The organism is Pseudomonas sp. GB2N2, assembly GCF_054897705.1.
Genome location: NZ_CM142701.1, coordinates 749,373 through 762,212, shown reverse-complemented (window position 1 = coordinate 762,212; position 12,840 = coordinate 749,373). Strand labels below are relative to the sequence as shown.

11 protein-coding genes are annotated in these 12,840 nt (G+C 59.6%); 3 read left to right on the top strand and 8 right to left on the bottom strand.

Annotation, left to right across the window (positions count from 1 at the left end; genetic code table 11):
- Positions 1–44: 44 nt before the first annotated feature.
- Genes ACYZT4_RS03490 through ACYZT4_RS03470 form a run of 5 tightly spaced genes read right to left on the bottom strand, consistent with a single transcriptional unit; the run spans position 45 to position 4,191 of the window.
- Entirely contained in the window at positions 45–317 is a 273-nt protein-coding gene (locus tag ACYZT4_RS03490) for a DUF2160 domain-containing protein (RefSeq protein ID WP_392890280.1), read from the bottom strand.
- A 10-nt stretch (positions 318–327) separates the two neighbouring features.
- The gene (locus ACYZT4_RS03485) at positions 328–1,128 is read right to left on the bottom strand and encodes a carbohydrate ABC transporter permease (RefSeq protein ID WP_461985267.1); all 801 of its coding nucleotides are present in this window, start codon (positions 1,126–1,128) and stop codon (positions 328–330) included.
- An 8-nt stretch (positions 1,129–1,136) separates the two neighbouring features.
- On the bottom strand, positions 1,137–2,003 hold the full coding sequence (locus ACYZT4_RS03480; RefSeq protein WP_157712578.1) for a carbohydrate ABC transporter permease: 867 nt from the start codon (positions 2,001–2,003) through the stop codon (positions 1,137–1,139).
- Complete coding sequence (locus ACYZT4_RS03475; RefSeq protein ID WP_461985265.1) at positions 2,000–3,097, bottom strand: ABC transporter ATP-binding protein; 1,098 nt, start codon at positions 3,095–3,097, stop codon at positions 2,000–2,002. The genes ACYZT4_RS03480 and ACYZT4_RS03475 overlap by 4 nt, the downstream gene beginning before the upstream one ends.
- Positions 3,097–4,191, bottom strand: a complete 1,095-nt coding sequence (locus ACYZT4_RS03470) for an ABC transporter ATP-binding protein (protein WP_461985263.1) — start codon at positions 4,189–4,191, stop codon at positions 3,097–3,099. The genes ACYZT4_RS03475 and ACYZT4_RS03470 overlap by 1 nt, the downstream gene beginning before the upstream one ends.
- Before the next feature lie 331 nt (positions 4,192–4,522).
- Between ACYZT4_RS03470 and ACYZT4_RS03465 the strand changes: the two genes are divergently transcribed.
- On the top strand, positions 4,523–6,361 hold the full coding sequence (locus ACYZT4_RS03465; RefSeq protein ID WP_461985261.1) for a sigma-54-dependent Fis family transcriptional regulator: 1,839 nt from the start codon (positions 4,523–4,525) through the stop codon (positions 6,359–6,361).
- Positions 6,362–6,418: 57 nt separating this feature from the next.
- Here the strand turns inward: ACYZT4_RS03465 and cysS are convergent, their stop codons facing one another.
- Positions 6,419–7,801 (bottom strand): cysteine--tRNA ligase, encoded by a 1,383-nt coding sequence (gene cysS / locus ACYZT4_RS03460; protein WP_461985259.1) that lies wholly within the window; start codon positions 7,799–7,801, stop codon positions 6,419–6,421.
- 17 nt (positions 7,802–7,818) lie between these two features.
- The gene (locus tag ACYZT4_RS03455; protein WP_461985257.1) at positions 7,819–9,519 is read right to left on the bottom strand and encodes a glutamine--tRNA ligase/YqeY domain fusion protein; all 1,701 of its coding nucleotides are present in this window, start codon (positions 9,517–9,519) and stop codon (positions 7,819–7,821) included.
- Positions 9,520–9,767: 248 nt separating this feature from the next.
- Here ACYZT4_RS03455 and ACYZT4_RS03450 point away from each other — a divergent pair, with 248 nt between their 5' ends.
- Positions 9,768–10,271: a peptidylprolyl isomerase gene (locus ACYZT4_RS03450; RefSeq protein WP_461985255.1), complete on the top strand. Its 504-nt coding sequence runs from the start codon at positions 9,768–9,770 to the stop codon at positions 10,269–10,271.
- Positions 10,268–11,020 (top strand): UDP-2,3-diacylglucosamine diphosphatase, encoded by a 753-nt coding sequence (lpxH, locus tag ACYZT4_RS03445; protein WP_461985253.1) that lies wholly within the window; start codon positions 10,268–10,270, stop codon positions 11,018–11,020. The genes ACYZT4_RS03450 and lpxH overlap by 4 nt, the downstream gene beginning before the upstream one ends.
- A gap of 131 nt (positions 11,021–11,151) precedes the next feature.
- On the opposite strand, the gene ACYZT4_RS03440 is transcribed toward lpxH, so the two are convergent.
- Positions 11,152–12,681, bottom strand: a complete 1,530-nt coding sequence (locus tag ACYZT4_RS03440; protein WP_461985251.1) for a DHA2 family efflux MFS transporter permease subunit — start codon at positions 12,679–12,681, stop codon at positions 11,152–11,154.
- Positions 12,682–12,840: the final 159 nt, after the last annotated feature.

The window sequence follows — 12,840 nt, the reverse complement described above, 5'->3', positions numbered from 1 at the left end:
GACCTCCTTATTGAGTTTCGGAGCAACATTGCCGAGCGATTCGACTAGCCCCAACGCATCACAGCCAACAGCCACACCAGGGACAACGCGGACGCTACCCAGATGCTCCAGTCGGTGACGCCGATTACCAGCAAATGCAGGTAGGCGCTGCCGAGAAGACCGATAAACAGCCGATCGCCACGGGTGGTGGCAATCGGCAACAAACCACGCCGAAGAACGCTCGGCGAACGCAATTCCCAGGTCGTCATGCCCACCAGAATCAGGCCAATGACGATGAAGAACGCCGCAGTAGGGACTGTCCAGCTCATCCATTCCATCATCAGTTCCTCATACCCGGCCGAGGGCAAAGCCCTTGGCCACGTGGTTGCGAACAAACCAGATCACCAGCATGCCCGGCAGGATAGTCAACACCCCCGCCGCTGCCAGTACGCCCCAATCGATACCGGACGCCGAGACCGTGCGGGTCATCACCGCCGCGATCGGCTTGGCGTTGACCGAGGTCAGCGTGCGCGCCAGCAACAATTCGACCCAGGAAAACATGAAGCAGAAGAACGCCGTCACGCCGATCCCGGAGCCAATCAGCGGCACGAAAATCTTCACGAAGAACTTGGGGAAACTGTAGCCATCAATGTAGGCGGTTTCGTCGATTTCCTTCGGCACCCCGGACATGAAGCCTTCGAGAATCCACACCGCCAACGGCACGTTGAACAGGCAATGCGCCAATGCCACCGCGATGTGCGTGTCGAACAGACCGATCGAGGAATACAGCTGGAAGAACGGCAGCAGAAAGACCGCCGGCGGTGCCATGCGGTTGGTCAGCAGCCAAAAGAACAGGTGCTTGTCGCCGAGGAAGCGATAACGCGAGAACGCATACGCCGCGGGCAGCGCCACGCTCAGGGAAATTACCGTGTTCAGGCTTACGTAATACAGCGAGTTGAGGTAACCGGTGTACCAGGCCGGATCGGTGAAAATCACCTTGTAGTTGGCCAAGGTGAAATCCTGTGGAAACAACGTCAGGCTACTGAGGATTTCGGTGTTGCTCTTGAAGGACATGTTCAGCAGCCAGTAGATCGGCACCAGCAGGAACAGGATGTAGATCAGCAGTGGAATAATCTTTCTCTTGCTCATGGCAGACCTCAGCGGTTGGCGTCAGAGTGAGTCATGGCGGTGTAGAACAGCCAGGACACCAACAGGATGATCAGGAAGTACACCAGCGAGAAAGCTGCCGCCGGGCCGAGGTCGAATTGGCCGATGGCCATTTGCGTCAGGGTCTGGCTGAGGAAGGTCGTGGCATTCCCCGGCCCACCGCCCGTGAGCACGAACGGCTCGGTGTAGATCATGAAACTGTCCATGAACCGCAGCATCACCGCGATCAGCAAGACGCTCTTGAGCTTGGGCAACTGGATGTGTCGGAACACCGCCCAGGCCGACGCCCTATCAATCCGCGCCGCCTGGTAATACACGTCCGGAATCGCCCGCAATCCGGAGAAACACAACAGCGCCACCAACGAGGTCCAGTGCCACACGTCCATCACCAGCACCGTGACCCAGGCGTCCATGGTGTTGGCCGCATAGTTATAGTTGATGCCCATGGCGTTGAGGCTCGAACCGAGCAAACCAATGTCGGCGCGGCCGAAAATCTGCCAGATGGTTCCGACCACGTTCCAGGGAATCAGCAGCGGAATTGCCAGTATTATCAGCACCAGCGACGACCAGCGGCCTTTGGTCGGCATGGTCAGGGCGATGGCGATGCCCAGCGGAATTTCAATCAGCAGCACGCAACCGGAATAGATGAATTGCCGCAGCAGCGAATCGTGCAGCCGTGGGTCGAGCAAGACTTGCCTGTACCAGTCGGCGCCGACAAAGTAGCGGCTGGACTGGTCGAAGATGTCCTGCACCGAATAGTTGACCACCGTCATCATCGGGATGACCGCACTGAACGCCACCAGCAAAAACACCGGCAGGACCAGCCACCAGGCCTTGTTGTTCTGCACCTTGTTCATGGCTGCACCTCCAGCAAGTAATCATCGGCATAGACCATCAGCCATTGCGCGGGAAAACTGATGTACGCCGTGCCTTCAGGCACAGGCTTGTCTTCGGCGAGGCGTACTTTCAGCGGCACGCCGTCGAGGTTCAGGGTCATGATTTTGTAGGTGCCGAGGTCTTCGACGTGTACGACCTTTGCCTGCATCGCGTCATCGAACGGCTCGTCCCACACGTGCACGAACTCCGGACGGATGCCGACCTTCAGGGTTTTCCACTCTGACTCGGCGATGCGTTGCTGTTGCGCGTCGGACAACGGCAAATGCGTCGAGGCGAAACCGACGCCGCCCGGTTGCGGCTGCACGTCGATCAGGTTCATCCCCGGGCTGCCGATGAAATAACCGACAAAGGTGTGGCTGGGCCGTTCGAACAACTCGCGAGGCGTGCCGAACTGGACAATCTGTCCGCCGTACATCACCGCGATCTTGTCGGCGAAGGTCGACGCCTCCAGTTGATCGTGGGTGACGTAGACCATGGTGATGTTGAACTGCTCGTGGATCTGCTTGAGCTTGCGCCGCAGCTTCCACTTCAGGTGCGGGTCGATCACCGTCAGCGGCTCATCGAAGAGGATCGCCGAGACGTCATCACGCACCAGGCCACGGCCCATCGAAACTTTCTGTTTTTCATCGGCGGTGAGGTTGCGTGCCTTCTTGCTCAGCAGTGACTGAAGGTCGAGGACCTCGGCGATTTCCTGGACCTTGCTGTGGATTTTTGCCTCGGGCATGCCCTGATTACGCAGCGGAAAGGCCAGGTTGTCGAACACCGTCATGGTGTCGTAGACCACCGGGAACTGGAAAACCTGAGCGATGTTGCGCTTCTCCGGGGTCAGGTCGTTGACCGCTTTGCCGTCGAACAGCACATGGCCCTGGGACGGGCTGAGCAACCCGGAAATGATGTTGAGCAAGGTTGATTTGCCGCAACCCGAAGGCCCGAGCAAGGCATAGGCGCCGCCCTGCTCCCAAATGTGGTCCATCTCGCGGATCGCGTAATCCTCGGGACCGCTCGGCGTGCGGCTATAGCTGTGGGCGAGGTTCTGCAAACGGATTTCGGCCATCAGGCAACCCTCGCGATGCGGCGACCGGGCGCCTGGACCAGCCGCCCCTGCGCATCGAACACAAACAGTTTATGGGTCGGGATGTAGATGCGAATCGGCGCATCGACGTCGTATTCGTGAACACCGGGCAAATGCAGCACCAACAGAAAGTGTTCGTTGCGCACGTGAAGGAAGGTTTCCGAACCGCTGATCTCGGCGACCTCGACGGTCACCGCCAGTTCGAGGTCATCGTCGTTGCTCGGCACCAGCGAGATATGGCTGGGGCGCACGCCGAAGCGGAACTCGCCCTCGCCCACCGGGCGCAAATCGACGTTCAGCGGAAAATGGATGAAATTGGCGAAGCTGACTTCGTTGCCGGCAATCCGCCCCGGCATCAGGTTGATCGGCGGCTCGGAGAACAGTTCTGCCGCCAGCACGCTTTGCGGCTGGTGATAGACCTCGGGCGCCTTGCCGCTCTGGATCACCCGGCCTTCGTGAAGAATGGTCGTAGTGCCGCCAAGCGCCAACGCTTCGTTGGGTTCGGTGGTGGCGTAGATCGCAATGGTATGGCGCGCCTTGAACAGCTCGCGCATTTCCTGGCGCAGTTCTTCGCGCAGCTTGTAGTCGAGGTTGACCAGCGGTTCGTCGAACAGGATCAGTTCGGCATCTTTGACCAGCGCCCGCGCCATCGCTGTGCGTTGCTGCTGGCCGCCGGAGAGTTCCAGCGGATGGCGCTGCAGAAATTTCTCGATGCGCAGCATCCTCGCGGTTTCCAGCACTTTGCTCTGGATCAACTCGTTAGACATACCGCCCTGGCGCAATGGCGAGGCGATGTTTTCGAACACCGTCATGGTCGGGTAATTGATGAACTGCTGATAGACCATCGACACGTTGCGCAGACGCACCGGGCGCTGGGTGACATCGACGCCGTTCATCAGGATGCGCCCGCTGTCGGGCTTGTCCAGGCCGGCCATCAGGCGCATGAGACTGGTTTTGCCGGACAGCGTACGGCCGAGCAAAACGTTGAAGGAACCGGGTTCAAAACTAAGGCACGCATCATCGATCCAGGTCTGACCCTCGACGGTGCGGCTGACGTGCTCCAGAGTGAGTGACATGGCTCGGCCTTTTTATTATTGGAGTCAAGCGACCGGAGCAGTAGAGCGAGTTTCGTGCCAGAAATTCCAAGCTGTTGATCTGGTTAAGAAATACCTGAAACGGCGTTGGGGCCGCTTTCGTTGCTGAACAGAAATGAACAACTGCGGTTGAACAACTGAACAATTGAACCGTTGACAATGAACAATAGTGAACAACACTCTACGGATGGTTTTTCCGGCACGAATGCCCGAATTCACCACGATCCTGTGTCGCGTCAGGTAGTAAGCGGTACGGAAAAAGAACCACGCGTTACCTAAAACAAAAACAATAAAAGCTCAGAGATCGACTGCCATGGCCGCACCCGCCTCGCCGCTCTCCCACGACGCCATCATCCAGGACTCCTGGTCCCGTTGCCGTGCGTTCGGGCTCGATCACCAAAGCGCCCCGGCGTTCGATCAGCTACCCGCCGCGGACATCGCGCACCTGCTGGAGAGCCAGCATTCACTGGTGCAGACCACGCATCAGGAAGTCTTGCCCTACTACGAGAACATCCTGAGCAACTCCAACTGCCTGATCATGCTCGCCGACAATCAGGGCCAGGTGCTGACCTCATGGGGCACCCAACGCTTCATCGAGCCGAACCTGACCCGTGGCTTCAGCGCCGGCGCCAGCTGGATAGAGCGTTGCAGCGGCACCAATGCGATCGGCACCGCGCTGGCTTGCGAGCAGGCGGTGCACATCGAGCACGACGAACACTTCCTCAAGGCCAACCGCTTCATGACCGGTTCCGCCGCACCGATTTTCGATGCCGAACGCAAGGTCATCGCGGTGCTGGACGTGTCCAGCGACAGCTACCTGCCGCCGTCCCACACCCTCGGCATGGTCAAGATGATGAGCCAGACCGTGGAAAATCGGCTGATCCTCAACCTGTTCCACGGCCAGCATTTTCAACTGACGTTCAACACCGGGTTGAACAACCTCGACAGCCAATGGGCCGGGTTGCTGATTTTCGACGAGACCGGTCAGGTGCTTTCGGCCAATCGCCGGGCCGATAATTTGCTCGGTATCAGCCTGTCGCGGGTCAGTGTCGAGAGCCTGTTCAAGGTTTCGTTGCTGGAACTGTTAAATCAGCCGGATGGCCTGCCCTTCTCCCTTCAGGCCTCCGGGCGCAATCGCTTTCAGTGTCTGTTAAAGCGGCCGAAGCAGGCGCCGGTTCAGGCCCGGGTGTTCGCTGAGCCCACGGTTGCCGCGCCCGCCGCGGCCGCCATCAGCCTCAATACCCTGCACTTCGGCGACAGTCGCGTGGAAAAAGCCGTGCGTCAGGCCGAACGCTTGCTGGAGAAGGACATCCCACTGTTGATCCACGGCGAAACCGGGGTCGGCAAGGAAGTGTTCGTCAAGGCACTGCATCAGGCCAGCTCTCGGAATAAACAGCCGTTCATTGCGGTCAACTGTGCGGCGATCCCCGCCGAACTGGTGGAATCAGAACTGTTCGGCTACGAAAAAGGCGCGTTCACCGGCGCCAATCAAAAAGGCAGCATCGGCCTGATTCGCAAGGCCGACAAAGGCACGCTGTTTCTTGATGAAATCGGTGACATGCCGTTGCCCACCCAGGCGCGACTGTTGAGGGTTTTGCAGGAGCGTTGCGTGCAACCGGTGGGCAGCAGCGAGCTGTTCCCGGTCGATATCAGGATTATTTCAGCGACGAACCGTTCCTTGCGCGAACAGGTGCAGTTGGGGCGATTTCGCGAGGATCTGTATTACCGCATCGGCGGCTTGACCCTTGAGTTACCTCCGCTCAGGGAACGCAGCGACAAGCAGGCGCTGTTCAAGCGCTTGTGGGAACAGCACCGTGAACCGGCGCAATGGGCCGGGTTGAGCAGCGAGGTGATGGAGTTGTTCAGCCGTCATCCATGGCCGGGGAATTTGCGCCAGGTCAGCAGCGTGATGCAGGTGGCGCTGGCGATGGCCGAGGAACAACCGGTACGGCCGGAGCATTTGCCGGATGATTTTTTTGTGGACATGGAAATGGAACCGCTTGAGGCGGATGAACCCGTGGCGGTTGATTTGAATAATGTGGAGGATTTGAATCGGCAGTTGCAGGCGGCTGGCGGCAATATCTCCCATCTGGCCCGACGGCTCGGGGTTAGCCGTAACACCCTTTACAAGCGGTTGCGCCAGTCGGAATGAGGAACGATCAAACAAAAACCCGCACAAGGCGGGTTTTGTTGGTAGCCAGCGCAGCAATCAGTCAGCCAGACGCCAGGTCGTGCCGCCCTTGCCGTCTTCCAGCACCACGCCCATGGCGGTGAGCTGGTCGCGGATGCGGTCGGATTCGGCCCAGTCCTTGCCGGCTCGCGCCGCCAGACGCGCAGCAATCAACGCATCGACTTCAGCCGCATCGACCCGCCCTTCAGCGCCGGCCTGCAGAAAGTCGTCCGCCTCCAGCTGCAACACACCCAGCACGCTCGCCAGTTCTTTCAGACGCGCCGCCAAACCCGCCGCCGCATCGAGATCACTCTCGCGCAGACGGTTGATCTCGCGAACCATCTCGAACAGCACCGCACAGGCTTCCGGCGTGCCAAAGTCATCATTCATCACTTGGGTGAAGCGCTCGACAAAGGCTTCGCCGCCCGCCGGTGCCACGTTTGGCAGGCCTTTCAACGCATGGTAGAAACGCTCGAGGGCGGCTTTGGCGTCCTTGAGGTTATCTTCCGAATAGTTGATCGCGCTGCGGTAGTGGCTCGACACCAGCAGATAACGCACGACTTCCGGGTGGTACTTTTCCAGCACATCGCGAATGGTGAAGAAGTTGTTCAACGACTTGGACATCTTCTCGCCATTGATGCGAATCATCCCGCAATGCATCCACGCGTTGGCGTAGGTCTTGCCGGTGGCCGCTTCGCTCTGGGCGATTTCGTTTTCGTGATGCGGGAACTCGAGGTCGCTGCCGCCGCCATGAATATCGAAGGTCTCACCGAGGCAGCAGGTCGACATCACCGAGCACTCGATGTGCCAGCCCGGACGGCCGTCGCCCCACGGCGAAGCCCAGCTCGGCTCACCGGGCTTGGCGCCTTTCCACAGCACAAAGTCCAGCGGGTCCTGTTTGGACTCGTCGACTTCGATCCGAGCGCCGATGCGCAGGTCTTCGATTTTCTTGCGCGACAGCTTGCCGTAGCCCATGAATTTGGCGACGCGATAGTACACATCGCCATTGCCCGGGGCGTAGGCGTAACCCTTGTCGATCAAAGTCTGGATCATCGCGTGCATGCCGGGAATATGCCCGGTGGCGCGCGGTTCCATGTCCGGCTTCTGGATGTTCAGGCGCGCTTCGTCTTCGTGCATCGCCGCGATCATGCGCTCGGTCAAGGCTTCGAACGACTCGCCGTTCTCGTTGGCCCGATTGATGATCTTGTCGTCGATGTCGGTGATGTTGCGCACGTAGGTCAGTTCGTAACCGCTGAACCGCAACCAGCGGGTCACCAGGTCAAACGCGACCATGCTGCGGCCGTGGCCCAGGTGGCAGTAGTCGTACACGGTCATCCCGCAGACATACATGCGCACCTTGTTGCCATCCAGCGGCTTAAACACTTCTTTGCTCTTGGTGAGCGTGTTGTAGATCGAAAGCACTTTTGAGGTTCCTTGAATCACTGGCCCCACGAATCACGCAAGGTCACGGTACGGTTGAATACCGGATGACCGGGTTTCGAGTCTTTGATATCCGCGCAGAAGTAACCTTCGCGCTCGAACTGGAAACGGTCTTCCGGCTGTGCATTGCCCAGCGAGGGTTCAGCACGACAACCGGTCAGCACTTGCAGCGAGTCAGGGTTGATGTTGTCCAGGAAACTGGCGCTGTCTTCGGCCTTCTCAGGGTTGGCCGAACGGAACAGGCGATCGTACAGGCGCACTTCGCACTCGACGCTGGCCGCGGCCGGCACCCAGTGCACCACGCCTTTGACCTTGCGGCCTTCAGGGTTCTTGCCCAGGGTGTCCGGATCGTACGAGCAACGCAGTTCGACGATGTTGCCGTCGGCGTCCTTGATCGCTTCTTCGGCACGGATCACGTAGCTGCCGCGCAGACGCACTTCGCCGTTCGGCTCCAGGCGCTTGTAGCCCTTCGGTGGCTCTTCCATGAAGTCATCGCGGTCGATGTAGATTTCACGCGCGAACGGCAGTTGGCGCACGCCCAGCTCTTCTTTCTGCGGGTGACGGGGCAGTTCGAGGTGCTCGACCTGGTCTTCCGGGTAGTTAGTGATCACGACCTTCAGCGGACGCAGCACGCACATGGCACGCGGGGCGTTCTGGTCCAGGTCCTGACGGATGCTGAATTCCAGCATGCCGAAGTCGACCACGCCGTCGGAACGGTTGGTGCCGATCATGTCGCAGAAATTGCGGATCGACGCCGGGGTGTAGCCGCGACGGCGGAAACCCGACAGCGTCGACATGCGCGGATCGTCCCAACCGTGAACGTGCTTTTCATCGACCAGCTGCTTGAGCTTGCGCTTGCTGGTGATGGTGTAGTTCAGGTTCAGGCGGCTGAATTCGTACTGGCGCGGGTTCGCCGGCACCGGCAGGTGTTCGAGGAACCACTCGTACAGCGGACGATGGCTTTCGAATTCCAGGGTGCAGATCGAGTGGGTGATGCCTTCGATGGCGTCCGACTGACCGTGGGTGAAGTCGTAGTTCGGGTAGATGCACCACTTGTCGCCGGTCTGGTGGTGATGCGCGTGACGGATGCGGTACATGATCGGGTCGCGCAGGTTCATGTTCGGCGAGGCCATGTCGATCTTGGCCCGCAGCACACGTGCGCCGTCCTTGAACTCGCCGGCCTTCATGCGCGCAAACCAGTCGAGGTTCTCTTCGACGCTGCGATCACGGAACGGGCTGTTCTTGCCCGGTTCGGTCAACGTGCCACGATATTCCCTGGCCTGTTCCGGGCTCAGGTCATCGACATAGGCCTTGCCGGCCTTGATCAGCTCGACGGCCCAGTCGTGCAATTGGTCGAAATACTGCGAGGCATAGCGCACTTCACCGGACCATTCGAAGCCCAGCCATTTGACGTCGCTTTCGATCGCGTCGATGTATTCCTGGTCTTCCTTGGCCGGGTTGGTGTCGTCGAAACGCAGGTGGGTAACGCCGCCGAATTCCTGGGCCAGGCCGAAGTTCACACAGATCGACTTGGCGTGACCGATGTGCAGGTAGCCGTTGGGCTCGGGCGGGAAACGGGTGACGATCTGCGTGTGCTTACCCGAGTCCAGGTCCGCCTGGATGATCGGGCGCAGGAAATTGACCGGCACGGCAGGGCCGGTCTTGGAATTCGAGGTAGGGTCGACAGTGGGCTTGCTCATAGGATCCTTGAACGTACAAGTGCGCGGCCGGAAGACAGCCTGACAAAACAAAGCCGCTATCATAGCCGATGCCGTCAAGCCGCTGACAGAGCAGGCCTGAAAACGGCTGCATTTAATCGGCTGCACATGAAAAACTGCCTCGAAATTCGCGCCTGTCGCGCTAAACTGCGCATCTTGGCCATTGACGGCCAGACCGGTTGGGGGCGAAACGCCCTGAAACCCACGAATTCATTCAAAGAGTACCGATCATGACCCAAGTCAAACTGACCACCAACCATGGCGACATCGTCCTGGAACTGAACGCTGAAAAGGCACCGCTGACCGTTGCCAACTTCATCGAGTACGTCAACGCCGGTCACTACGAAAACACCGTTTTCCACCGCGTCATCGGTAACTTCATGATCCAGGGCGGCGGTTTCGAGCCAGGCATGAAAGAAAAGAAAGACAAGCGCCCAAGCATCCAGAACGAAGCCGACAACGGCCTGCCGAACGAGAAGTACACGGTCGCCATGGCCCGCACCATGGAGCCGCATTCGGCTTCCGCGCAGTTCTTCATCAACGTTGCTGACAACAGCTTCCTCAACCACAGCGCCAAGACCACCCAGGGCTGGGGCTACGCGGTATTCGCCAAAGTCGTTTCCGGTACTGAAGTTGTCGACAAGATCAAAGGTGTTTCCACCACCATGAAATCCGGCCACCAGGACGTGCCAGCAGACGACGTGATCATCGAGAAAGCCGAGATTATTGAGTGATATTGCTGATTTCAGACTTGCATCTGGAAGAGGAGCGCCCGGACATTACCCGGGCGTTTCTGGATTTGCTCGCCGGACGCGCCCGTTCGGCGAGTGCGTTGTACATTCTCGGCGACTTTTTCGAGGCGTGGATTGGCGACGATGCCATGACGCCCTTTCAGCGTTCCATCTGCCAGGCCTTGCGCGATCTCAGCGACAGCGGCACGGCGATTTTTCTGATGCACGGTAATCGCGACTTCATGCTCGGCCAGGCCTTCTGCAAACAGGCCGGCGGCAACTTGCTGAAGGACCCGAGTGTCGTGCAGTTCTACGGCGAACCGGTGCTGTTGATGCACGGCGACAGCCTCTGCACCCGCGACGTGGCGTATATGAAGCTGCGTCGCTACCTGCGTAACCCCATCACGCTGTTTATCCTGCGGCATCTGCCGTTGAGCACCCGGGATAAACTTGCCCGCAAGCTGCGCAGCGAAAGCCGTGCGCAAACGCGGATGAAGGCAAACGACATTGTCGATGTCACGCCGGAAGAAGTACCGCGAGTAATGCAGGCCTTTGGCGTCAAGACGTTGATCCACGGCCATACCCACCGCCCGGCCATCCACAAGTTGCAAATTGGCGAGCAGGCGGCCAAGCGCATTGTGCTGGGGGATTGGGATCGTCAGGGATGGGCGTTGCAGGTGGATGAGAACGGGTTTGCGTTGGCGCCGTTTGACTTCGCCCCGCCGCCACAACTCGCCGCACCCGCGAACTAACGCCAAACACAAATCCCACTGTAGGCGTGAGCCTGCTCGCGATAGCGGTGTATCAGTCAACAAAGCTGTTGAATTTGATACCGCTATCGCCGGCAAGCCGGTCTCACTCCTGCAATTTGACCGCGCGGGGCTCAGTGACCGCTGGCAGCAGGCCCGGCCTTCGCGGCGAACGGCGGTTTCGCCAGCCAGACAATCACGATCAACCCCATGAACGCCCACCCCAGCAGCGTGAAGTAATCCACGGTGGAGAGCATGTACGCCTGGCTGGTCAGCACATGATCCAGCTGCGCATACGCCGGGTTGCTCGCCCCGCCCAGGTTCTGCAACGCCTCGCGGGTCGCCGGTTCGTAGGTGCTGATGCTTTCGCTCATGTAGGCATGATGCTGGTCCGCCCGGCGAATCCAGATCCACGTGGTCAACGACGCCGCAAAGCTACCGCCCAGGGTCCGCAGAAATGTTGCGAGGCCTGCGCCGTCGGCGATCTGGTTCGGCGGCAGGTCTGACATCAGGATGCTCAGGGTTGGCATGAAGAACAGCGCCACGCCAATGCCCATGAACAGCTGCACCAGGGCGATGTGCTGGAAGTCCACTTCGCTGGTGAACCCGGCGCGCATGAAGCAGCTCAGGCCAATCGCCAGGAACGCCAGACCGGCCAGCAACCGCAGGTCGAACTTGTGCGCGTATTTGCCGACAAACGGCGACATCAACACCGGCAGAATACCGATCGGCGCCACCGCCAGCCCGGCCCACGTTGCCGTGTAGCCCATCTGGGTTTGCAGCCATTGCGGCAGGATCAGGTTGATCCCGAAGAACCCGGCGTAACCCAGCACCAGCACGATCGTGCCGATGCGGAAGTTGCGGTAAGCGAACAGCCGCAGGTTGACGACCGGATGCTTGTCAGTCATTTCCCAGATGATGAACACCGCCAGTGCAACCACCGAAATGGCCGCGCCAATGAGGATGAAGCTGGATTCGAACCAGTCGAGGTCGTTGCCCTTGTCGAGGATCACCTGCAACGCGCCGACACCAATGATCAGCGAAATCAAACCGACGTAATCCATCGGCTGACGGCTGGTTTCCACGGGACGCGCCTTGAGCTGCGAGCGTACGACCATCACGGCGAAAATCCCGATCGGCACGTTGATAAAGAAGATCCACGGCCAGCTGTAGCTGTCAGTGATCCAGCCGCCCAGGATCGGCCCGGCAATCGGCGCGACCACCGTGACCATCGCCAGTAACGCCAGGGCCATGCCACGCCTGGCGGGGGGATACACCGCGATCAGCAGCGTCTGGGTCATCGGGTACAACGGCCCGGCCACCAGGCCTTGCAGCACACGAAAGCCGATCAGCTCCGGCATCGAGGTGGAAATGCCGCAGAGAAACGAGGCCAGCACGAACAGAATGGTTGCCCAGAGAAACAGTTTCACCTCACCAAAGCGCCGGCTCAGCCAGCCGGTCAGCGGCAGCGCAATCGCGTTGCTCACCGCGAACGAAGTGATCACCCACGTGCCCTGCTCCGAACTCACGCCGAGGTTGCCGGAAATCGTCGGCAACGCCACGTTGGCGATGGTCGTATCGAGCACTTGCATGAAGGTCGCCAGCGACAGGCCGATGGTGGCGAGCAGCAGGCTGGGCGGGGTGAATGACGCGTTATTGCTCATCGCGAATCCTATGAAACCAGAGGGGCGCTGCACCTGTTAGAGACACGCTGGACCCTGTGAGAGCGGGCTTGCCCGTGATAGCGAATTCACATTCGACATGTGTGTTGAATGTTGCGCCGTCATCGCGGGCAAGCCCGCTCCCACAGGGTCGGTGTCATG